Below are 21,391 nucleotides of genomic sequence, written 5' to 3' on the forward strand. Positions count from 1 at the left end.
TGTTGTTCAACGGAGGGGCCGCGGCGTACTGGGTCGCCCGGTCCATGTGCGCGATTGCGCACAGGCCGGGCGACGACACCGGGATTGTGGCGCGTATTACTTCGCCACCACGCTCCACTTCGTGACGATGGCTTCGCTGACCTGTCCGGCGTCCTTGGCGCAGGCGATCTCGTCGACCTTCACCGAGATCGCCTTGCCGACGAGCCGGTTGAGCTGCGCGGTCTGGGCGTCGCTGGTGGTGACGAGCTGGAACGTCTCGGGACCGGTCTCGAGGTTGCAGAGACCGTTCGGCGGCGGCAAGCGGCGCGGCTCGCTGGTGACCTGATAGGTCGCGACGCGCTTGCCCGGCCGCTTGACGTCGCGCACCCGCATGGCGCTGAGTTCCCCGGACAGAACTTCGCCGTTATGGATCGGCTTGCCCGGCCTCTGCGGGGCGTCGCTCTGCTGCGCGATCGCGCAGGGCGCACTCAATACCGCGCACAAAAGCGCAAAGCCCAAGCGTGCGCCGAATCGCTGTGTCGTCATATGCTGTGATTCCGTATCTGATCCGCGAGAAGCGTGAATGACCGCCTCGAATCGTCATCCACCCTATCATATTGGTTAAGCGTAATGTTTCGGACCGCCCGGCTTCTGGGGCGACACCGCCGCAATCGGATTTGGCACAAGTGCGCTAGAACAGCGTCCGCTGCCGCATGGCAGCCGATAGCGTACCTTCATCGAGGTAATCAAGCTCGCCGCCGACGGGCACGCCATGCGCCAGCCGCGTTACCCGCACATTGGCCTCCGACAACAGGTCGGTAATGTAATGCGCGGTGGTCTGGCCATCGACCGTGGCGTTGAGCGCCAGGATGATCTCGCTGACTTCGGCCGCATGGGCGCGCGCCACCAGTTGATCGATGGTGAGATCCTGCGGGCCGACGCCGTCGAGCGGCGACAAGGTCGCGCCCAGCACGTGATAGCGGCCATTGGTCGCATTGGCGCGTTCCAGCGCCCAGAGGTCGGCGACATCGGCGACCACGACGATGATCGAGGGATCGCGGCGCGGATCGGTGCACACCGTGCAGGGGTTTTGCGTATCGATGTTGCCGCAGGTCTTGCAGACCTGGATCTTCTCGATCGCCACCTGCAACGCCGCGGTCAGCGGCGTCATCAGCGCTTCGCGTTTCTTGATCAGATGCAGCGCCGCGCGGCGGGCCGAGCGCGGGCCGAGCCCGGGCAGCCGCGCCAACAGCTGGATCAGCCGTTCGATCTCGGGACCGGCGACGCTTGCAGCCATTTACAAACCAAACCCGGGCGGCAGGCCGAGCCCGCCGGTCAGCGCCGCCATCTTCTCCTGCATCGCGGTCTCCGCCTTGCGGCGGGCGTCGCCATGCGCAGTGACCAGCAGGTCCTCGAGCACCTCGCGCTCTTCTTCCTTCATCAGCGAGGGATCGATCTTGACGCCCTTCACCTCCATCTTCGCGGTCATCCGCACCGCGACCAGCCCGCCGCCGGAAATGCCCTCGACCTCGACGTTGCCGAGCTCTTCCTGCATCGCCTGCATCTTGGATTGCAGCTGCGCTGCCTGCTTCATCATGCCGAGAAAATCAGCCATGCGTATGTCCTTGTGGCCAGATCAATCGTCGTCGCTGTCGGGAGGTTCGATCGGGTCTTCACCGGTGGCATCCGACGCCGGCAGCTCGGCGGCGAGACGGCGCACCTCGACGACCCGCGTGCCGGGAAACCGCGCCAGCACTTCCTGCACGCGCGGATCGGCCTCGGCGGTGCGCTGGTGCTCGTTGCGCGCCAGCTCGTTCTGCGAGCGCACCGTCGGCTGACCGGCCTCGTTGGAAATGATCACGGTCCAGCGCCGGCCGGTCCATGATTCGAGCTTGCGCGAGAGATCGGTGACGAGGCCGCGCGAGGCCTTCGGCTCGAGCGCGATCTCGAGCTGGCCGTCCTCGATGCGGACCAGCCGCACGTCGGACTCCAGCGCGCCCTTGGTCAGGACGTCGCGCTTCTCGCCGGCGAGCGCGATCAGCTGCGGAAAGCTCGTGATGCGCAGCGCCGGCGCGGCGTTCGCTGCCGGCGCCACCATCTGCGGACGCGCGGCGACATCGGCGCGCGGCGCACCCTGCGGGGCGCGGAATGATGTGGGCGGCATCGCGGACATCGTCGATGTCGGCGCGCCGCGCGACGCAGCCGAGCCGCCCGACGTCGCCGGCGCGTTGCCACCGCCATTCTGCTCGATCATCCGGATCGCCTCGTCGGGCGTCGGCAAGTCGGCGACATAGGCGATCCGCACCAGCACCATTTCGGCCGCGGCGGCCGGGCGTGTCGCGGTCTGCACCTCGGTAATGCCCTTGAGCAGCATCTGCCACATCCGCGACAGCACCCGCATCGAAAGTTTCGCCGCGAACTCGCGCGCGCGCACGCGCTCGGTCTCGCCGAACGCGACATTGTCAGCGGTGGCCGGCACCACCTTCACGCGGGTGACGAAATTGACGAACTCGGCGAGGTCGGACAGCACGACGACCGGATCGGCGCCGACGTCATACTGCGCGCGGAACTCGGCGAACGCCGCGGCCAGATCGCCGCGCGCCAGCTGTTCGAAGAGATCGATGACCCGGGTGCGGTCGGCGAGGCCGAGCATCTGCCTGACGGCATCGGCCTTCACGTCGCCTGCGGCATGCGCGATCGCCTGGTCGAACAGCGACAGCGAATCGCGCACCGAGCCTTCGGCGGCGCGCGCGATGATGCCGAGCGCCTCGGGCTCGACCGCGACGCCTTCGTTGATCGCGATGTTGCCGAGATGCTTCATCAGCACGTCGGCCTCGACGCGGCGCAGGTCGAAGCGCTGGCAGCGCGACAAGACGGTGATCGGCACCTTGCGGATTTCGGTGGTGGCGAACACGAACTTGGCGTGCTCCGGCGGCTCCTCCAGCGTCTTCAGGAAGGCGTTGAAGGCCGCGGTCGACAGCATGTGGACTTCGTCGATGATGTAGACCTTGTAGCGCGCGCTGGCCGGCGCGTAGCGCACGCTGTCATTGATCTGGCGGACATCGTCGACGCCGGTGTGGGAGGCGGCGTCCATCTCCAGCACGTCCATGTGCCGGCTTTCCATGATCGCCTGGCAGTGCACACCGAGATCGGGCATGTGGATGGTCGGGCCCGGCACCGAGCCGTCGGCCTTCTCGTAGTTCAGCGCGCGGGCGAGGATGCGCGCGGTCGTGGTCTTGCCGACCCCGCGCACGCCGGTCAGGATCCAGGCCTGCGGAATCCGCCCGGTCTCGAACGCGTTCGAGACGGTGCGCACCATGGCCTCCTGGCCGATCAGGTGCTCGAAGCTGGACGGGCGGTATTTGCGGGCGAGGACGCGGTAGGGTTTTGCGGCATCCGGAGCCCCGCCGAGATCGAAGCCGCTCTGGCCGGCGCCGTCGGACGGATTCGAGGGGTCGCCAGCGTCATTCATGCGTCGATCCGCAACTTGATCTCTTTCGGCAGCCGGCGTGCGGATGGGAGCCAAAATCGAGCGTGCACAAGAACTGCCCAGCCGCGGGGACCGCCGATCCAGCGCGATTCGCTCGGAAAAAACAGGTAGGAGACTGACGAGCGACCCGATCCGGACCTCGTTAGGGCTGCTTCCTTCCGGACCTGACCCGGTTGGCGAGTGGCTCGTCCACCGCCAATCTCCCGGTCCCTATTTGGGGCCAAAAGCGCCGGAAAGCAAGCGCTCCGACCCAGGTTATAAGGTTGGGTTTGTGGGACTTGTACGGGAACGCGGAAAGGCATTACTTGCCCCTCATGCCCGCCTCAGACTGGACGCTGCATTCGCAGCTCAAGAAAGACACGATCGACATCGGCGACCTGCCGCTGTGCAAGGTGCTGGTGATCAAGGATGCGCATTATCCCTGGCTCCTGCTGGTGCCCCGGCGCGCCGACGCGGTCGAGATCATCGATCTCGACGAGGTCGAGCAGGCGCAGCTGATGACCGAGGTCTCGCGCGTCGCGCGGGCCCTGAAAGAGATCACCAAATGCGACAAGCTGAACATCGCAGCGCTCGGCAACCTGGTGCCGCAGCTTCACGTCCATGTCATCGCCCGCCGCACCAGTGACGCTGCATGGCCGCGTCCCGTTTGGGGCGTGATGCCGCCGCTGGCGCATGATGCCGAGGAAGTGCAGAATTTCATCAGCGCGCTTCGCCGCAAGATCTGGTTGGGTTGAAATTTCATGTCAGCATTCGATTCCTTTCCGCTCGGCCAGCCGGCCTTCGTCACCCATGCGCTGGATCGCGCGGCGCATCTGCGCAGCAATGATGAAAAGCTGTTCGCGCTGGAGGGCCATCGTGAGGCTAGAGCCTATGTGGTCTATCGCGACTCGCTGGTGGTGAAGCAGGAGGATGGCGGCGCCCGCGCGCTGCTCTCGCTGGACGAGGCCCGCGGCTACGGCGCCAACCCCGGCACGATCTTCCTGGGGCTGCGCGACAGCGCGCCGATTTTCGGCATGGGCATCGCGCCGCAGGCGGCGGAGAAGCTGGTCGGGCGCGGCGACGTCGCGGTCACCGAATTGCGCGGCATGGCGATGCAGGGCGCGGTGCCGGCGGAACAGCTCTCGGCGATCGCGATGGCGAAGTCGATGGTGAGCTGGCACCAGCGCCACGGCTTCTGCGCCAATTGCGGCACCCGCACCGCGATGAAGGACGGCGGCTGGAAGCGCGAATGCCCGAGCTGCAAGGCCGAGCATTTTCCGCGCACCGATCCGGTCGTGATCATGCTGGTCACCCATGGCGACAGGGTGCTGATGGGCCGCCAGAAGCAGTTCATGCCCGGCATGTATTCCTGCCTCGCCGGCTTCGTCGAGGCGGCCGAGACCATCGAGGACGCGGTCCGCCGCGAGATCTTCGAGGAGTCGGGCATCCGCTGCACCGACGTCGCCTATTACATGACGCAGCCCTGGCCCTATCCGTCCTCGCTGATGATCGGCTGCACCGCGCGGGCGATCAACGAGGACATCGTGGTCGACCGCACCGAGCTCGAGGACGCCCGCTGGTTCGACCGCCATGAGGCGACCCTGATGCTCAAGCGCCAGCATCCCGACGGCCTGGCGGGGCCGCATCCCTTTGCAATTGCCCATCATTTGCTCGGACGATGGGTGCACGGAAATGCCGCTGACAAATAGCGGAACCGGACTTGATCCTGCCGATTAAATCTGGACACAGGTTCTGGCAGATCACGGAACCAGCATGGTGGATTCTGCATGAATTTTCAGACCGGCGCCCCCAAGATCGCCCCCCGCATCCTCTGCATCGGCCTCCCGGTGCGGGACCTGACCTTCCGCGTCAACGTTCCTGCGCGCGGCTCCAAGACGCATGCGACGCATTTTGAGGAGATTTGCGGCGGCAACGCCCTGAATGCCGCGATCGGCATCGTCCGGCTGGGCGGCCGCGCCTCGATGTGCGGCCCGATGGGCGATTCCCGGGAAACCTCGAGCCGCTACATGTTCGACAAGCTCGCGGAAGAGGGCATCGAGACCAACCATCTCATCCACTTGCCGAACCTGGTGACGCCGATCTCGGCGATCATGATCGACGACACCGGCGAGCGCACCATCGTCACCTTCCGCGATCCGGAATTGTGGAAAGTGCGGCTGCCGCCGACCGAGCTGCTGCTGGAGGATTGCGCGGCGATCCTGACCGAGAGCCGTTGCGCGCCGTTCTGCACCGAGCTGTGCGCCGAGGCCGTCAAGCGCGGCATTCCCGTGATCGTCGACGTCGATCGCGCGATGTCGATGAGCGAGGGCCTGCTGACCGCCTCCTCGCATCTGGTATTCTCCAGCGAGCCGCTGCAGGAGACCGCTGACGTCACCGACGACGGCCAGGCGTTGCAGAAGCTCGCCAGGCTCACCCCTTCCTTCCTGGCCGGGACGCGCGGGCCGCGGGGCACGATCTGGCTCAACGAGCAGGGAGGGTTCGAAGAAACCCCCGCCTTCCCGGTCCATACCGTCGATACGCTCGGGGCCGGCGACGTCTTCCACGGGGCGTTCGCGCTGGCGGTCACCGAGGGGCAGGAGCTGCGCGAGGCGCTGCGCTTCGCCTCGGCCGCCGCAGCGCTGAAATGCACCCGCTTCGGGGGCGCCTATGCCGCACCGCAACGTGCTGAAGTTGAAGAGTTTTTGGGCCAGCACGCCGAGGCCCGGTAGGTCTGGCGGGTCACGAACCGCTTGCACGAGAAGATTTTTCTCTATATGAGGGATATCAGCCCTTCATATGGAACATTCTTCTATGTCCGACGTCGCCGTTCAGCTTCACGACAATAGCCGCCGCCTCGACGCCATCGATCGCAAGATCCTGACCGTGTTGCAGGAGGACGCCTCGCTCTCCGTCGCCGAGATCGGCGACCGGGTCGGGCTGTCGTCGACGCCGTGCTGGAAGCGCATCCAGCGGCTGGAAGCCGACGGCGTGATCCTGCGCCGGGTGGCGCTGGTCGACCAGAACAAGATCGGGCTCGGCATCTCGGTGTTCGTCTCGGTCGAGAGCGCCGATCATTCGGAAGCCTGGCTGCGCAAATTCGCCGACGCCGTCAGCGCCATGCCCGAGGTGATGGAGTTCTACCGGATGGCCGGCGACGTCGACTACATGCTGCGCGTCGTGGTCGCCGACATGCAGGCCTATGACGTGTTCTACAAGAAGCTGATCAGTGCCGTGCCGCTGAAGAACGTCACCTCGCGCTTCGCGATGGAGAAGATCAAGTCGGTCACCGCGTTGCCGGTGCCGGCGGCGTAACCTTTCTGTCGTCGCCCGCGCAGGCGGGCGACCCAGTATTCCAGAGACAGTCGTTTTCAGTCGAGAGGCCGCGGCGTACTGGGTCACCCGCCTGCGCGGGTGACGACAGCGTTATTGCGGCGGTCGCCACGCTCAGATCTTCTGATTATACTCGCCGACTTCGGGATGCGTGCGCAGCACGGAATCCATCGCCTCGAACATGTCGCGCATGCGCTGCTCGGCGACCGGGCTTTCGACCACGACAACGAGCTCCGGCTTGTTCGAGGACGCCCGCACCAGGCCCCAGCTGCCGTCCTCGACGGTGACGCGCACGCCGTTGACGGTGACGAGATCGCGGATCTTCTGCCCTGCGACCTTGCCGTCTTTCTGCTGCAACGCCTCGAAATGCTTCACCACGGCATCGACCACGCCGTATTTCGTCTCATCGGCGCAGTGCGGCGACATGGTCGGCGACGACCAGGTCTTCGGCAGCGCGTCCTTCAGGTCGGCCATCGACTTGCCGGGCGCGCGGTCGAGCATCTCGCAGATCGAGATCGCCGACACCAGGCCGTCGTCATAGCCGCGGCCGAACGGCTTGTTGAAGAAGAAGTGGCCGGACTTCTCGAAGCCGGCGAGCGCGCCCATCTCGTTGGTGCGGCGCTTCATGTAGGAATGGCCGGTCTTCCAGTACGCCGTCTTCGCACCCTGCTTTTGCAGCACGGGATCGGTGACGAACAGCCCGGTCGACTTCACGTCGACCACGAACTGCGCATCCTTGTGGATCGCCGACATGTCGCGCGCCAGCATCACGCCGACCTTGTCGGCAAAGATCTCCTCGCCGGTGTTGTCGACCACGCCGCAGCGGTCGCCGTCGCCGTCGAAACCGAGCCCGACATCGGCCTTGTGCGCCAGCACGGCGTCGCGGATCGCGTGCAGCATCTCCATGTCTTCGGGATTCGGATTGTATTTCGGGAAGGTGTGATCGAGCTCGGTGTCGAGCGGAATCACCTCGCAGCCGATCGCCTCCAGCACCTGCGGTGCGAATGCGCCCGCGGTGCCGTTGCCGCAGGCGGCCACCACCTTGAGCTTGCGCTTCAGCTTCGGCCGGTTGGTAAGGTCGGCGATGTAGCGCGCCGGATAGTTCTCGTGGAACTGGTAGGAACCGCCGGCCTTGTTGTTGAATTCGGCGTTGAGCACGATCTGCTTCAAGCGCGTCATCTCGTCGGGACCGAAGGTCAGCGGACGGTTGGCGCCCATCTTCACGCCGGTCCAGCCATTGTCGTTATGCGAGGCGGTGACCATCGCGACGCAGGGCACGTCGAGATCGAACTGCGCAAAGTATGACATCGGGGTGACGGCCAATCCGATATCGTGCACCTTGCAGCCGGCCGCCATCAGGCCGGAGATCAGCGCGTATTTGATCGAGGCCGAATAGCCGCGGAAATCGTGGCCGGTGACGATCTCCTGCTTGACGCCGAGTTCCGAAATCAGCGCACCGAGCCCCATGCCCAGCGCCTGCACGCCCATCAGGTTGATTTCCTTGTTGAACAGCCAGCGCGCGTCATATTCGCGAAACCCGGTCGGTTTCACCATCGGCTCGGATTCGAAGGCATAGGTGTTCGGAACCAGCACGGGTTTCGGCTTGGGAAACATCAGGAATGGCCTCGTGGAGATGCGGAGGAACTATGCCGCTGGCTTTAGCGAATGCATCGCCGCGGTGGAAGGCAGGATTGATGGCTTGTGGCTGATAATTGCGGCAGATTTGGCGTCGGCGAAATACTGGTTTTCGGCAGGGGGGCGCCAAGGCATGGACAGGATTGCCGTGCGGTTGCTATTTCAACCGCTCCCGGCGCTCCGCAATCTGCGCGTCGAACAAATCTGCGCGTCGAATAGTGTCGATAGTTGACACGTCGGGCAACTCACCGATCCATTTTCATCATCGCAACAATTTAGCCCGCACCGGAAAATCCGCTGCGGGCTTTTTGAATCAGACAGGCCGCTGTCGGCCAATCCACCGCCGAGCGCGCCGAAATTGGCCACCGCAGCGAACCGAACCGGCTGACAGCCAGGGCCCCTTGCTTGAACATGGTAAGATTGACAGCTATTTTTCGCTAGAAACTCGACTGGCACCCCGCCAGAGGGCCCTCAGGTTACTACTGCCAACCGTAATCTCACAATCACTGCCACTGATAACGCCAGATCCACGAATTTCGGTGGGGTTTATGGACATACGCTAACGTTCTCAGAACCCGGCAGCAATAATTTGAGAATAATCACCGCTACCGACCCAACTGGTTTGTTGGTGGCGACCCCGGTTGAAGGGAATCCAAACCTCCTGAGTGTCAGAGAGTACAAGGGCTATTGAATAACCGCGGTCGAGGTCGTCCCCGCAAGCGCGCCTCGCAGCCTTTTGGGCAGCATCGGTTGATGGCGGTCCATTCAAATCGCCAAGTTCGCACCGCATGATTCGAGGCTTCGTTCTGAAACTTGGATCACGCTTCTGGAAGCGCCATCAAATGGTCCGTAGCACAGCCTTCAACGCGAGGAATTTTCTTTCGCTTTCGGCGCAATAGTGACGTGGTCCGAATTTCTGCCGATCTGGGGACATGGTCCGCATCACAGGGGAAGACGTGGAGAGGTCTTATGAAGCTTCTGAAGACCGGGATACTCGTACTTTCGCTAACCGTGACGGCGAACGTTGGGCTGGCTGCGGATTACGAAATTTGCGCTGAGTTTGCGACTGTGGAGACTGGTGTAAACCATTATGCTGTCGAACGCCTCGACAACAAGAACCATAAGCTTCATCACTGCACCGCAATCCTCGACGCCGAGACTAAGCAATTAACCGGTCAATGCACCGAGAGGCCCGGCTTTCCGGAGAAACCGATCGGCAAAGGACCTAACGTACAGGGAGGGGTTTCAAACATTTTTGGCGGATTGCCAGTGTTAGGCTCTTGGAAAATCGACCAGATTACCGGGAAAACTGAGTTCTGTATTTCAGACCCCGCTCAGTGCGTGGATGTAACTCCACAATAGACATTTACGAAAAATGCCAAGCTGGCCCAGTCAAAGCCGCAAGGCCCGCCGCAGCAATAGCCAGCAACGGGAACCGGTCAGCCCGATGCCGGTGCGCCCGCTGCAGGCGACGGTGTCGACCGCACCGGAAGTGCCCCAACCCGGATCAAGGCGCAGCCAAAGCTGCTCCCTTTGGTGGCTACGCTAATCCGACGCCAACGGCGTCTCTCGTCAATCAGGCCAAGACGGATGATCCGTCGGCCCTCACGCGTCAGAAAATAGTCGAAGCGGCACAGAAGCAAATTGGATCGGGGGATTGGCATTTCCCGGAAGCGACACTTCCGCGTCCTCGCGCAAGCCATCCTTCAAACACGTGCCTTCAAACATCTAAAGCCAACCCAGCCCTCTCCGCGAGGTGCGGTCACGCACGGGCTCACCCGAAGGGCGTCCGCAATATCTGTAGGTAATGATCAATGCCTAATTACTCCCTGGTGCCGGTGGACCATCAGCCGGATTTCGATGACTACTCGCTCCTTCCCGTTGACCACGATCCGTTCGCCGCGGATGGCGTAACTCAACCGGTGCAGATTCAACAGCCGCCGACACCGACTCAACTAGCGCAAACGCAGCTGCAGCAGCCAGCGACGGAAGCGGGACAGCCCGGCGTCAACGGGCCGGCGACTGGCAACAGCCCCAGCGGATCGGGTGGCGTCGCTGGCGTCAAGCGCTTTGGCGGCGCCGAAGGTGGCGACTATCCGAGCCGCAATACAGGGATCGGTTTCGAGAGCGCGGAGCGCGCATGGGATGCTGCCCTCAAGGAAATGAGAGACCTTGGTGCCCAGCATTACCCGGAAGAGACCAAGAGCAGGGGCTTTATCCCGGAACTGGGCGTGGAAATCTACAAGCGCAACGGACTATATTACTACGATCAGATCGCGCGGGGATTCCAAGACGGAGCGCTAGCCGGTGGTGTGGGGCTTGGCGATAATGGTGCGGTCGCACGTGGGCACATGCACTGGGATAATCAGCTCGAGAGTGATGGAGATATAAACAATGCGAAGGCTTACTCCCAGAAAACTCCCGATTATCGAGCGTGGGTTGGATCTTGGGATGGGAGCTATTTGTATTGGCGACACGGCAAGCCAACAGGAGCGAGAATGCCTGATTGGAATCGATACAAATATTGAGTCAGGCCCATGAAAATGTTCGCGCTCGCGGGAGCCTTATGCCTTCTGCTCTCCAGTTCAACGGCATGCAAAGCAAACTCCGGCCCCTGGTGTAAGCCGGATGTCGTGACTTGGACTTTCAAAAATCAACAAGGTGGGGATCTTGCGAGGATCGAACTTCGCACCCTCAAGGCAGTTTGCGACCGAAACCCGGAAAAGAAAGGTTTTGGGGTAGGCCTGGAACGGTCGATGCGCATTGAACACAATGGGCAATGGACCGATGTGCCGAAAGAGTGTCTGTCCGTTTTTCCTTTTGGGGAAGATGAGGTGTCGCTATCGGGTGACGGTGCCGGTCTAGGCATAGCCATTATTGGGAAACCGACGGAGAAAGGCGATCGTTTAAAAGTCACGATATTCAAACACGGGGACGAAGTACTTTGCTATCAGGTCGTGCGCTGCCCGAATGTCGACGATCCGCCCGACTATATTAGAGAATGCAGCAGGGATTTACGGTGAGTACGCCGGGAGACCGGCAAGGAACAGGCGGCGGAAGCCCACTGTGATGAAGGACTAACGACCTTGGTGGCCTCCGGCAGGGGCTGCTTCAGTGTAAAATGCCGCTTACTGCTCCAGCACCAGCTTGCCGCCGGTGTATTCGAAGCGCTTGAGCTTCGACAGGAACGACAGGCCGAGCAGGTTTTCGGACAGCGCTTCGTCCGGCAGCACCATGACGTCGACGTCGCGCACGATGAGGCCGCCGAGCTCGATCATCGCGATACGAGAGCGCGCGGCCTTGATGGTGCCGTTGGCGGTGGAGATGCGCAGCTTGTAGTCGCCCGGCGTCGGACGCAGGCCGAAGCGGGCGGCGGACTTCTCGTTCAGCGCAACCAGCGACGCGCCGGTGTCGACCATGAAGTCGAGACGCTGGCCGTCGATGCGGCCGTCGGTCGCGAAATGACCGCGAGGATCGGGTGCAATGGTCAGCGTGCGGGCGCTGGCCTGCGCCACGGTGATCGCGGGAGCTGCAGTCTGCTTGACCGGGGTCGCGGCGGCAGGGGCCATCTTGCTCGCAAGCTGGGACATGCCGGTGCCGAGCCCGACCAGGATGGCTGCGAGGATGATCAGGTTACGCATGACGCCACACTCGGAAAACCGGACACGCAATTTCACCACGCCGCGCGTCTTGTCGCGAGCGCGCGCGAGGCCGCGAGCCCGCCATTTTGCCGAAAAGGATGAGCGAAGGGTTAATGCAGGCGCACAGATGCGGGCGAAGCGGACCGAACGACATCGGCCGCTTCGTTCCGGATGCCTATCCGGGCGTTCAGGCGGTCTTCGCGACCGGGCTCGGCATCGCCATCCGCAGCGCGTAGTAGACCGCGCCGGCGATCCCGACGCCGAAGAACCAGCCATAGACCGCCCACCACGCCGGCAGCAGCGAGGTGAAGTTCGGCAGGATCGACGAGAACAGCGCGCCGATCGCCGCCGCGATCAGCGCGCTAACGTTCCAGCCGCCCTGGAAACGGTACTCGCCATCCTCCTGATACAGCGCCGGCACGTTCACCCGCCCCTTCGCGATCAGATAGTAATCGACCATCATGATGCCGAACACCGGCCCCATGGTCGCGCCGATCAGTCCGACGAACGACGCGGCGTTGCCCTCCCAGGGCGCGAACGGATACAGCACCAGCGCGATCAGCGCCGCGATATAGCCGCCCTTCTTGAAGTCGATATGGCGCGGAAACACATTGGAGAAATCGAACGCCGGCGAGACGAAATTGGCGACGACGTTGATGCCGAGCGTCGCCACCGCGAAGGTGACCGCGGCCAGCAGTGCCAGGAACCAGCTGTCGAACTTCGCCGAGATCTGGTCGGGATGCAGCAGCACCTCGTGATAGACGTTGAACGCGGCGATGGTGGTGACGCCGGCGACCAGCGAGAACAGGATCAGATTGACCGGCAGGCCCCAGATATTGCCCTTGCGCACCGCGGCCGGGTCCGGCGCATAGCGCGAGAAGTCGCAGAAGTTGAGATAGAGCGCGGCAAAGTAGGTGATCCAGGTCGCAGCGACGGCGCAGAGAGCCGGGAATGTGCCGGGCTCGCCGGGAACGCCGGCTTCCTTGGTCTTCTCGAGCAGCACATCCTGCGGGATCGGCGCGGTCAGCGAGATGCCGCCGGCCTGGACGCAGAGATAGATCGCGAGCACCAGCATCATCAGCCACACCGCGGGGCCGGCCCAGTCCTGGAAGCGGCGCACCGTCTCCATGCCGCGCTGGATGATCAGGAGTTGCAGCGCCCAGATCACCACGAAGCAGATCACCTCGAGCGTGGAATGGCCGAGCATATGGGAGGACTGGTGGAAGGCCTTGAACGAGTCCATCCGGGTCAGCAGCGCGACGATCGCGCCCGAGGCGGCCGCGGTCTGCGCGCCGTACCAGAAGCAGGCGACGATGGCCCGCACCAGCGCCGGGATGTTGGCGCCCCAGACCCCGAACGAGGCGCGCGCCAGCACCGGATAGGGCACGCCGGTTCGCACGCCGGCATTGCCGATCAGGCTCATCAGCACGAAGATCACCAGCGAGCCGACGCCGATCGCCAGGATGAAGTTGATGAAGCTGCCGCAGAGCAGGAACAGGCTGGCGGCGAGATAATAGCCCCACAGGCTATGCACGTCCGAGGTCCAGACGTTGAAAATGCTGAACGCGCCCCAATTGCGTTCCTTGGCCGGCGCCAGATCCTCATTGTACAACGACGGCGATGCGTTCTTGATCTCCAAGCGAGCCTCCCCAAAGTGCGAGCCCGTGATCCCGGCCCGCAAATCTAATCACTCTTTGGAGACGCTCGCCAGCGCAACTTACCCAGTTCGTCATGCCCGGCCTTGTGCCGGGCATGACGACAGAGAGCCGTTCTCAGACGTCGGACACTCACGTGCCGCGCGGTTTCACCCGCCTTGTCGGCATCGCGCTCGCGGGATCCTCCGGCCAGGGGTGGCGCGGATAGCGGCCGCGCAGGTCGGAACGGACCGCGGCGTAGCTGCCGCGCCAAAAGCCGGGGAGATCGCGGGTGACCTGCACCGGCCGCTGCGCCGGCGACAGCAGTTCCAGCACCAGCGGCACCGCGCCCCTGGCAATCGAGGGATGGGTGTTGAGCCCGAACAGTTCCTGCAGCCGAACCGCAATCGTCGGCCCCTGCTCGGCCTCGTAGTCGATCGCAAGCTGGGTCCCGGTCGGCGCCTCGAAATGCGTCGGCGCCTCGCGGTCGAGCCGCGCGCGCAGCTCCCAGGGCAACAGCGCCGTCAGCGCGTCAGACAGATCGCCGGCGGAAAAATCCTTCAGCGCGCTCTTGTCGACCAGCGCCGGCACCAGCCAGTCGTCGGCGCGGGCGGCGAGTGCGGTGTCGGACAGATCGGGCCAGCTCTCGCCCTCGGCCTTGCGCAGGAACATGACGCGGTCGCGCCATTGCCCGGCATGCTTCGACCAGGGCAGCCGGTCGAGTCCCGCGGCGATCAGGCCCGCGGCGAAGATCCGCGCAGTCTCCGCCGACGGCGACAGCGGCATCGGCGCATCCGCGAACGTGATCGCGTGCAACGAACGCCGGCGCCGCGCGCGCAGCGCCATCGCGCTCCGGTCGAACGTCACCTCTTCGACGGTCTCGATCTGATCGGCAAAGCGCTGCTCGATCTCCTCCTGGCTGATCGGCGCCGCCAGCAGGATGCGGCCGCTCGCCGCCGTGCCGGTCAGCTCGCCGACCGCGATATAGGGTGCCCGCGCCAGGCTTGCGGTCTGCTCGACGGCGGCGCCGCGGCCATTGGCCAGCACGAAGCTGCCATTGCCGCGGTTCCTGGCGACGCGATCCGGGAAGGCGAAGGCCAGCATCACGCCGGTGGAGAGGTCCTTCTGCTCGGTCACGGGTGCCTTCACCTGCGCAGCCCAGCGCTCGGCCATGCTGCGCGCGCTCGATGCGCGCTGCGAGCGGTCGCGGCGGAACTGGTCGAGCCTGACGTCGAGGTCGACGCTGTCGCCGCCGAGCCCGCGTTCGCTGAGGATAGCGGCAATCTCGGCCGCCTGCTCCGCGGCGCCGAAGCGGGCCGAATCCACGATCATGCGCGCCAACCGCGGTGGCAGCGCCAGCGCACGCAGGCTCTTGCCCTCTGCGGTGAGGCGGCCATCGCCGTCGAGCGCGCCGAGTTCGGATAGCAGCGACCTTGCTTCCTTCAGCGCCGGCGCCGGCGGCGGATCGAGAAAGGCGAGAGCGGAGGGATCGCTGACGCCCCATTGCGCGAGGTCGAGCACCAGCGAGGACAAGTCGGCGGCGAGGATCTCCGGCGCGGCGTAGGCGGCCAGCGAGGCGGTCTGCGGCTCGTCCCAGAGGCGGTAGCAAACGCCGGGCTCGGTGCGTCCGGCGCGGCCGCGGCGCTGATCGACGGCCGCGCGCGAGGCCCGCACCGTCTCGAGCCGGGTCAGCGCGATGCCAGGCTCGTAGCGCGGCACCCGCGCCAGGCCGCAATCCACCACGATGCGGACGCCCTCGATGGTCAGTGAGGTCTCGGCAATGGAGGTCGCCAACACCACCTTGCGCATGCCCTTCGGTGCCGGCGAAATGGCGCGGTCCTGCACGGATGCATCAAGCGCGCCGAACAGCGGCACGATCTCGACCGACGGATCCTGCACGCGCTCGGCCAGGAAATTCTGCGTGCGGCGGATCTCGGCCGCGCCGGGCAGGAAGGCCAGCACCGAACCGGAATCGGCACGAAGCGTGGCCGCTATCGTGTCGGCCATCTGCCGCTCCAGCGGCGCGTCGACCTTGCGGCCGACATAACGGGTCTCGACCGGGAAGGCGCGGCCCTCGCTTTCGACCACCGGTGCATCGCCAAGCAGTCTGGCGACCCGCGCGCCGTCGAGCGTCGCGGACATCACGAGGATGCGCAAATCCTCGCGCAACCCGGTCTGCGCGTCGCGCGCCAGTGCCAGTCCGAGATCGGCGTCGAGCGAGCGCTCGTGGAATTCATCGAACAGCACCGCGGCAACGCCGGTGAGCTCGGGATCATCGAGAATCTGGCGCGAGAAGATGCCCTCGGTGACCACCTCGATCCGTGTCGCGCGCGACACCTTTGAGCCGAAGCGGACGCGATAGCCGACGGTCTCGCCGGCGCGCTCGCCGAGCGTCTTCGCCATTCGCTCGGCGCTGGCGCGCGCCGCGATGCGGCGCGGCTCCAGCACGATGATCTTCCTCCCCCTGGCCCAGGGGGCATCGAGCAGCGCCAGCGGCACGCGCGTGGTCTTGCCGGCGCCGGGCGGCGCGACCAGCACCGCGGCGTTGTGGCCGTCCAGCGTGCGGTCGAGATCGTCGAGCACGGCGTCGATGGGGAGGGGCGTATCGAACTTGCGGGGCAAATACTTTCACCACGTCGTCATGCCCGGGCCTGTCCCGGGCATCCACGTCTTCCCGGCAGGAAACAAGACGTGGATGGCCGGGACATCTTACGCGAAGACGCGCTTCGCGCTCTAGCCCGGCCATGACGGAAATGACGTATTTAGGCCTTCGTCACCGGCGCGCGGCCGATGCTGTCATAGGCGAAGCCGTGGGCCGCCATGTCCTCGGGGCGGTAGACGTTGCGCAGGTCGACCACGACCGGCTGCTTCATCTCGGCCTTCAGCCGCTCCAGATCGAGCGTGCGGTACTGCACCCATTCGGTGACGACCACCATCGCGTCGGCGCCCTTCACGCAGTCATAGGGATCGTCGCAATACTCGATCTCGGGCAGTTCCTTGCGGGCCTGCTCGATGCCGACCGGGTCATGCGCGCGGACCTTGGCGCCGAGGTCGAGCAGCCCGGTGACGATCGGGATCGACGGCGACTCGCGCATGTCGTCGGTGTCGGGCTTGAAGGTCAGGCCGAGCACCGCAACGGTCTTGCCGCGCAGATTGCCGCCGGAGAGGTTGGCGACCTTGCGCGCCATCGCGCGCTTGCGGTTGTCGTTGACGCCGAGCACGGCTTCGACGATGCGCAGTTGCACGTCGTAATCCTGCGCGATCTTGATCAGCGCACGGGTGTCCTTCGGGAAGCAGGAGCCGCCGAAGCCCGGCCCCGCATGCAGGAATTTGGAGCCGATGCGGTTGTCGAGGCCGATGCCGCGCGCAACCTCCTGGACGTCGGCGCCGACCTTTTCGGAGAGATCGGCGATCTCGTTGATGAAGGTGATCTTGGTGGCGAGGAAGGCATTAGCCGCATACTTGATGAGCTCCGCGGTGCGTCGCGCAGTGAACATCAGCGGCGCCTGGTTCAGCGACAGCGGCCGGTAGATGTCGCCGAGCACCTTGCGTCCGCGCTCGTCCGAGGTGCCGACCACGATGCGATCGGGGAATTTGAAGTCGCGGATCGCGGCGCCCTCGCGCAGGAATTCCGGATTGGAGGCGACCACCACGTCGGCCGCGGGATTGGTCTCGTGGATCAGACGCTCGACCTCGTCGCCGGTGCCGACCGGCACGGTCGACTTGGTGACGACGACGGTGAAGCGCTTCAGCGCCGCCGCGATCTCGCGCGCGGCGCCATAGACATAGGTGAGGTCGGCATGGCCGTCGCCGCGCCGCGACGGCGTGCCGACGGCGATGAACACCGCGTCGGCCTCGGCAACCGCTGGCGCCAGATCGGTGGTGAATTCGAGCCGCTTGGCCTTCACATTGGCCTCAACCAGCGCATCGAGGCCGGGCTCGAAGATCGGGATCTCACCGCGATGCAGAGCGGCGATCTTGCCGGCATCCTTGTCGACGCAGATCACATGGTGACCGAAATCCGAAAAGCAGGCGCCCGACACCAGCCCCACATAACCCGTGCCAATCATGGCGATGCGCATGAAACAACCCGTTTCCTATTGGTTAACGACCCCTGGATTGGTGCGCCTCTTAGAACATTTGCCGCCTCAGGGAAATGCGGAAAACGGCGGCTTCGGCGGCATGTCGTTTGTATGAATAAAGGGGAAAGCAACAGATCGGGCCGATGATGGGCGCGATCCCGCCGAAACAGGACAGAGATGACCACAAACGGCACAGCCGCCGCCACAGATCGTTCCGCCGCAAGCGGCGGACGCGTGGATTGGGTCGACTATGCCAAGGGCATCTGCATCGTCATGGTGGTGATGATGCATTCGGTGCTGGGGGTCGAGAAGGCCGCCGACCAGACCGGCTTCATGCATTATGTGGTGATGTTCGCAAAGCCGTTCCGGATGCCCGACTTCTTCATGATATCAGGGCTTTTCCTCGCGGTCGTGATCAACAGAGACTGGCGCACCTATCTCGACCGCAAGGTGATGCACTTCGCCTATTTCTATGTGCTGTGGGTGACCATCCAGTTCGGCTTCAAGGCGCCATCGCTGGCCGAGAACATCGGCTGGGGTCAGACCGGGCTGTTGTACCTGGAATCCTTCATCGACCCGTTCGGTACGCTCTGGTTCATCTATCTGCTGCCGATCTTCTTCGTCGTCACCAAACTGACACGCAACGTTCACCCGCTCGTCATCTGGCTGATCGCGGCGGCGCTCGAAACGATGCACGTGGCGACCGGCTGGACCGTGATCGACGAATTCAGCGCGCGCTTCGTCTACTTCTTCACCGGCTATGTCATGGCCGATGCCGTGTTCGCGCTGTCGAACCGCGCACGGGCGCGGCCACCGCTTGCACTTCTCGGGCTCGGGCTGTGGGCGCTGGTCAATGGCGGGCTGGTCTCGCTCGGGTGGAGCGAATTGCCAATTGTTTCGCTCGGGCTCGGATTTGCCGGTGCCTGTGCGATCGTCGTCATCGGCACGTTGCTGGCACGCGCGCGCTGGCTCGACGGCTTGCGCTTCTGCGGCGAGCATTCGATCGTGATCTATCTCGCCTTCTTCCTGCCGATGGCGGCGACGCGCACGGTGCTGCTGCGCAGCGACCTGATCCACGACATCGGCCTGATCTCGCTGATCGTGACCGCGGTCGGCGTCGCCGGTTCCCTCGTGATCTGGCGGCTGGCGCTGGCGGCACGGGCCAATTTCCTGTTCGAACGGCCCGACACGTTCTGGATTGCCCCGAAAAAGGCAGCGCCCACGCTGCAGGCGGCTGAGTAAGCCCGCCAGACGCCAACAGCGCCTTCGGGCGAAGACGGGATTACAGTGCCAAAAGTCATGACCCGGATTCGTTCCATCCAGGTCGTCATCGGCCTGCAGAATTCCCGTCCATTGAAATTATTGGATTTTTGATCCCGAATGTTTCGTCGCGGCGGCAGCGACGAAACAATTCTCCCGCTCATGAAACCATTTTCCGCTTTTGGCGCAGACATCCAGAAACCGGCCGTAACTAACAATTCTCCCAACGAACCGCCGCCCAACGGCGAACTGGGAGCCTGTCATGTCGAACGTCATCGCCATCAACGCCGCAGCCAAGCAGCACATTGCCACTGCCCGCGCGACCTCGGATGAAATGCTGCTCGAGAGTATCGGCGGTGGCGACCGCACCGCGATGCACGTGCTCTATTCCCGGCACAACGTCCGGGTCTACCGGTTCGTGCTGCGGATGGTGCGCGACACCACGATGGCCGAGGACCTGGTCAGCCAGGTGTTCCTGGACGTCTGGCGCACCGCGACCCAGTTCGAGGGCCGCTCCCAGGTTTCGACCTGGCTGCTGTCGATCGCCCGCTTCAAGGCGCTGACCGCACTGCGCCAGCGCAAGCACGAGGATATCGACCAGGACGACGTGCTGGAGATCGCCGACGGCGCCGACACGCCGGAAACCTCGCTGGACCGTGCCACCACCAGCCAGATCCTGCGCGCCTGCGTCGCCAAGCTGTCGCCGGCGCACCGCGAGATCATCAACCTGGTCTACTACCATGAGAAGTCGGTCGAGGAGGCCGGGCTGATCATCGGCATCCCGCAGAGCACGGTGAAGACCCGGATGTTCTATGCCCGCAAGCAGCTCGCCGACCTCCTGAAGGGCGCTGGCGTGGACAGTGTCGCGGCATAAACATAATAAATTCAATTACTTAAATAGAGATCGCGCAATCCCGGCAGTTGTCCACGAAGCCAATAAAGTCCGACGACGAAACAATTGAAACAGACGACGACATCACCCGGAAAAACGCAGCCTCTAAACCTCCAGCCAACGACGCAACGCCAACCGCCGAACAGGAGAGAGAAATGTTGAAGCCTTCCCTTCGCTTTTTCATCGTCCCGCTCGGCGCGGTCGCTACCCTGGCCTCGCTGTCCAGCCAGCAGATTGCCCCTCGCGGTCACCGCGACGGCACCATGCAGGTCCGCGAGCAGGTGGTCGACTGCAGCACCAAGACATCTGCGGAGGTCTGCGTGATCTCCACCAGCGGAGCCCGCTGACCGAATTTCGAGACCATCTACGTTCCAACCTCCCAAGTGACCTCCAGCGACCCGGCCGGGATGCCCCCCAGCCGGGTCGTTCTCTATTTGGCGGGCTAACGCGCGATAAGGTTGGCTTGGTCCGGCCGGCATCGGAAGTGCCACCTCTCCCTTGGGAGAGGTGAAGCGAACCTATGCTCTAGAAGCTCCAGCCTTTCGAGGTGGCCCAGTCCAGCATGAACTGCTCGGTCTCCTGGCCGGCGTCGGCGAGCCAAGCGGTGAAGTCGGCGATCGCCGCCGCACTCTCGTTGTCGGCGAGGTAGAACGAGCGGTACTCGCGCTTGCGCAGGCCGAGATCGCCGAACGGCAGGCAGAGCTGGCCGGCCATCAACTCGTCGATCACCAGGAACAGCGGAAACAGCCCGATGCCGATCCGCTCGATCGTCGCCTGCAGCGCAAAGAACATCTGCTCGAACCGCAGCGTCTCCTGGTCCGCGCTCATCTCGGCACCGGCCTGGGCGAGCCAGCGCGGCCAGTCATAGGGCTCGGTGAGATAGGTGATCAGGGTATGGTGCCTGAGGTCATCGGGGGTGACGAGCCGCCCGCGCGTCAGCAAATCGACGTGGCAGACCGGCGCGATCATCTCGGTCATGAAATGCTGCGACACCCAGCCGACGGGCTCACCGACATTGCCGCGGATCGCGACGTCGAACGAGCGGTCGTTGACGTTGAGCGGCCCGATCGAGGTCAACAGCCGCAACTCGACGTCGGCGCGGATGCGCTGGAACGAGGCGATGCGCCGGATCAGCCAGCGCATCGCAAAGGTCGGCGGCGCGCTGACGCGCAGCACCGACGGCGTGCCGTATTGCTTCATGTCCATCGACGCCAGCGCCAGCCGATCCAGGATCGCCGTGACCTCGCGATAATAGATTTGCCCGGCGGCGGTCAGCGTCAGCTGCGAGGGTGCGCGGCGGAACAGCTTGACGCCGAACCACTCCTCGAGAAGCGCGACCTGGCGGCTGACGGCGCCGTGGGTGACGAGCAGCTCTTCCGCGGCCTTGGTGAAGCTCACATGCCGCGCGGCTGCCTCGAATGTCCGCACCGCGTTGAGCGGTGGCAACTTCCTCATGGTGGTGTCGCGTC

At 64.2% G+C, this 21,391-nt stretch carries 20 protein-coding genes and 1 other RNA gene; 10 read left to right on the plus strand and 11 right to left on the minus strand.

Features of this window, described 5'->3' with window-relative positions:
• Positions 1–96: 96 nt before the first annotated feature.
• From IC762_RS34340 to ffs, 5 genes are all read right to left on the minus strand, one after another.
• The gene (locus tag IC762_RS34340; protein WP_195786488.1) at positions 97–525 is read right to left on the minus strand and encodes a hypothetical protein; all 429 of its coding nucleotides are present in this window, start codon (positions 523–525) and stop codon (positions 97–99) included.
• 145 nt (positions 526–670) lie between these two features.
• Positions 671–1,276: a recombination mediator RecR gene (recR, locus tag IC762_RS34345; protein ID WP_194457093.1), complete on the minus strand. Its 606-nt coding sequence runs from the start codon at positions 1,274–1,276 to the stop codon at positions 671–673.
• Positions 1,277–1,594, minus strand: coding sequence for a YbaB/EbfC family nucleoid-associated protein (locus IC762_RS34350; protein ID WP_195786489.1), 318 nt, complete (start codon positions 1,592–1,594; stop codon positions 1,277–1,279).
• Between the two features lie 21 nt (positions 1,595–1,615).
• Positions 1,616–3,451 carry a DNA polymerase III subunit gamma/tau gene (locus IC762_RS34355; RefSeq protein ID WP_195786490.1) on the minus strand — a complete coding sequence of 612 codons (1,836 nt, stop codon included), beginning with the start codon at positions 3,449–3,451 and terminating at the stop codon, positions 1,616–1,618.
• A 125-nt stretch (positions 3,452–3,576) separates the two neighbouring features.
• Positions 3,577–3,673, minus strand: an RNA gene (gene ffs / locus IC762_RS34360) — signal recognition particle sRNA small type.
• A gap of 110 nt (positions 3,674–3,783) precedes the next feature.
• On the opposite strand from ffs, the gene IC762_RS34365 reads away from it, so the two are divergent.
• The 4 genes from IC762_RS34365 to IC762_RS34380 all read left to right on the plus strand — a co-directional run bounded on the left by IC762_RS34365 (position 3,784) and on the right by IC762_RS34380 (position 6,760).
• Positions 3,784–4,203, plus strand: coding sequence for an HIT domain-containing protein (locus IC762_RS34365; RefSeq protein WP_195790417.1), 420 nt, complete (start codon positions 3,784–3,786; stop codon positions 4,201–4,203).
• Between the two features lie 6 nt (positions 4,204–4,209).
• The gene (gene nudC / locus IC762_RS34370; protein ID WP_195786491.1) at positions 4,210–5,157 is read left to right on the plus strand and encodes an NAD(+) diphosphatase; all 948 of its coding nucleotides are present in this window, start codon (positions 4,210–4,212) and stop codon (positions 5,155–5,157) included.
• A 78-nt stretch (positions 5,158–5,235) separates the two neighbouring features.
• The gene (locus tag IC762_RS34375; protein WP_195786492.1) at positions 5,236–6,177 is read left to right on the plus strand and encodes a sugar kinase; all 942 of its coding nucleotides are present in this window, start codon (positions 5,236–5,238) and stop codon (positions 6,175–6,177) included.
• Positions 6,178–6,259: 82 nt separating this feature from the next.
• A complete protein-coding gene (locus IC762_RS34380; RefSeq protein ID WP_195786493.1) occupies positions 6,260–6,760 on the plus strand; it encodes an Lrp/AsnC family transcriptional regulator in 501 nt (166 codons plus the stop codon).
• Positions 6,761–6,892: 132 nt separating this feature from the next.
• Here the strand turns inward: IC762_RS34380 and IC762_RS34385 are convergent, their stop codons facing one another.
• Entirely contained in the window at positions 6,893–8,392 is a 1,500-nt protein-coding gene (locus IC762_RS34385) for a phosphomannomutase/phosphoglucomutase (protein WP_195786494.1), read from the minus strand.
• Positions 8,393–9,382: 990 nt separating this feature from the next.
• On the opposite strand from IC762_RS34385, the gene IC762_RS34390 reads away from it, so the two are divergent.
• From IC762_RS34390 to IC762_RS34400, 3 genes are all read left to right on the plus strand, one after another.
• Positions 9,383–9,775, plus strand: coding sequence for a hypothetical protein (locus IC762_RS34390; protein WP_195786495.1), 393 nt, complete (start codon positions 9,383–9,385; stop codon positions 9,773–9,775).
• Between the two features lie 452 nt (positions 9,776–10,227).
• Positions 10,228–10,941, plus strand: a complete 714-nt coding sequence (locus IC762_RS34395; protein ID WP_195786496.1) for a hypothetical protein — start codon at positions 10,228–10,230, stop codon at positions 10,939–10,941.
• 9 nt (positions 10,942–10,950) lie between these two features.
• Positions 10,951–11,436: a hypothetical protein gene (locus IC762_RS34400; protein ID WP_195786497.1), complete on the plus strand. Its 486-nt coding sequence runs from the start codon at positions 10,951–10,953 to the stop codon at positions 11,434–11,436.
• A 105-nt stretch (positions 11,437–11,541) separates the two neighbouring features.
• On the opposite strand, the gene IC762_RS34405 is transcribed toward IC762_RS34400, so the two are convergent.
• The 4 genes from IC762_RS34405 to IC762_RS34420 all read right to left on the minus strand — a co-directional run bounded on the left by IC762_RS34405 (position 11,542) and on the right by IC762_RS34420 (position 17,770).
• Complete coding sequence (locus IC762_RS34405) at positions 11,542–12,054, minus strand: TIGR02281 family clan AA aspartic protease (RefSeq protein ID WP_195786498.1); 513 nt, start codon at positions 12,052–12,054, stop codon at positions 11,542–11,544.
• A gap of 187 nt (positions 12,055–12,241) precedes the next feature.
• Positions 12,242–13,693, minus strand: a complete 1,452-nt coding sequence (locus tag IC762_RS34410) for an NCS1 family nucleobase:cation symporter-1 (protein ID WP_195786499.1) — start codon at positions 13,691–13,693, stop codon at positions 12,242–12,244.
• A gap of 148 nt (positions 13,694–13,841) precedes the next feature.
• Positions 13,842–16,310 (minus strand): ATP-dependent helicase HrpB, encoded by a 2,469-nt coding sequence (hrpB, locus tag IC762_RS34415; protein ID WP_195786500.1) that lies wholly within the window; start codon positions 16,308–16,310, stop codon positions 13,842–13,844.
• A gap of 140 nt (positions 16,311–16,450) precedes the next feature.
• A complete protein-coding gene (locus IC762_RS34420) occupies positions 16,451–17,770 on the minus strand; it encodes a UDP-glucose dehydrogenase family protein (RefSeq protein ID WP_195786501.1) in 1,320 nt (439 codons plus the stop codon).
• Positions 17,771–17,947: 177 nt separating this feature from the next.
• On the opposite strand from IC762_RS34420, the gene IC762_RS34425 reads away from it, so the two are divergent.
• From IC762_RS34425 to IC762_RS34435, 3 genes are all read left to right on the plus strand, one after another.
• A complete protein-coding gene (locus tag IC762_RS34425; protein ID WP_195786502.1) occupies positions 17,948–19,012 on the plus strand; it encodes an acyltransferase family protein in 1,065 nt (354 codons plus the stop codon).
• Between the two features lie 280 nt (positions 19,013–19,292).
• Positions 19,293–19,904 (plus strand): sigma-70 family RNA polymerase sigma factor, encoded by a 612-nt coding sequence (locus tag IC762_RS34430; RefSeq protein ID WP_195786503.1) that lies wholly within the window; start codon positions 19,293–19,295, stop codon positions 19,902–19,904.
• Between the two features lie 173 nt (positions 19,905–20,077).
• Entirely contained in the window at positions 20,078–20,269 is a 192-nt protein-coding gene (locus IC762_RS34435; RefSeq protein ID WP_195786504.1) for a hypothetical protein, read from the plus strand.
• A 178-nt stretch (positions 20,270–20,447) separates the two neighbouring features.
• On the opposite strand, the gene IC762_RS34440 is transcribed toward IC762_RS34435, so the two are convergent.
• On the minus strand, positions 20,448–21,377 hold the full coding sequence (locus IC762_RS34440; protein ID WP_195786505.1) for a LysR substrate-binding domain-containing protein: 930 nt from the start codon (positions 21,375–21,377) through the stop codon (positions 20,448–20,450).
• Between the last annotated feature and the right edge of the window lie 14 nt (positions 21,378–21,391).

The organism is Bradyrhizobium genosp. L (assembly GCF_015624485.1).
Lineage (GTDB): Bacteria > Pseudomonadota > Alphaproteobacteria > Rhizobiales > Xanthobacteraceae > Bradyrhizobium.

Coding starts and splice junctions, on each gene's coding strand:
- IC762_RS34340 (WP_195786488.1), bottom strand. CDS start 525: ATGACGACACAGCGATTCGGCGCACGCTTGGGCTTTGCGCTTTTGTGC.
- recR (WP_194457093.1), bottom strand. CDS start 1,276: ATGGCTGCAAGCGTCGCCGGTCCCGAGATCGAACGGCTGATCCAGCTG.
- IC762_RS34350 (WP_195786489.1), bottom strand. CDS start 1,594: ATGGCTGATTTTCTCGGCATGATGAAGCAGGCAGCGCAGCTGCAATCC.
- IC762_RS34355 (WP_195786490.1), bottom strand. CDS start 3,451: ATGAATGACGCTGGCGACCCCTCGAATCCGTCCGACGGCGCCGGCCAG.
- IC762_RS34365 (WP_195790417.1), top strand. CDS start 3,784: ATGCCCGCCTCAGACTGGACGCTGCATTCGCAGCTCAAGAAAGACACG.
- nudC (WP_195786491.1), top strand. CDS start 4,210: ATGTCAGCATTCGATTCCTTTCCGCTCGGCCAGCCGGCCTTCGTCACC.
- IC762_RS34375 (WP_195786492.1), top strand. CDS start 5,236: ATGAATTTTCAGACCGGCGCCCCCAAGATCGCCCCCCGCATCCTCTGC.
- IC762_RS34380 (WP_195786493.1), top strand. CDS start 6,260: ATGTCCGACGTCGCCGTTCAGCTTCACGACAATAGCCGCCGCCTCGAC.
- IC762_RS34385 (WP_195786494.1), bottom strand. CDS start 8,392: ATGTTTCCCAAGCCGAAACCCGTGCTGGTTCCGAACACCTATGCCTTC.
- IC762_RS34390 (WP_195786495.1), top strand. CDS start 9,383: ATGAAGCTTCTGAAGACCGGGATACTCGTACTTTCGCTAACCGTGACG.
- IC762_RS34395 (WP_195786496.1), top strand. CDS start 10,228: ATGCCTAATTACTCCCTGGTGCCGGTGGACCATCAGCCGGATTTCGAT.
- IC762_RS34400 (WP_195786497.1), top strand. CDS start 10,951: ATGAAAATGTTCGCGCTCGCGGGAGCCTTATGCCTTCTGCTCTCCAGT.
- IC762_RS34405 (WP_195786498.1), bottom strand. CDS start 12,054: ATGCGTAACCTGATCATCCTCGCAGCCATCCTGGTCGGGCTCGGCACC.
- IC762_RS34420 (WP_195786501.1), bottom strand. CDS start 17,770: ATGCGCATCGCCATGATTGGCACGGGTTATGTGGGGCTGGTGTCGGGC.
- IC762_RS34425 (WP_195786502.1), top strand. CDS start 17,948: ATGACCACAAACGGCACAGCCGCCGCCACAGATCGTTCCGCCGCAAGC.
- IC762_RS34430 (WP_195786503.1), top strand. CDS start 19,293: ATGTCGAACGTCATCGCCATCAACGCCGCAGCCAAGCAGCACATTGCC.
- IC762_RS34435 (WP_195786504.1), top strand. CDS start 20,078: ATGTTGAAGCCTTCCCTTCGCTTTTTCATCGTCCCGCTCGGCGCGGTC.
- IC762_RS34440 (WP_195786505.1), bottom strand. CDS start 21,377: ATGAGGAAGTTGCCACCGCTCAACGCGGTGCGGACATTCGAGGCAGCC.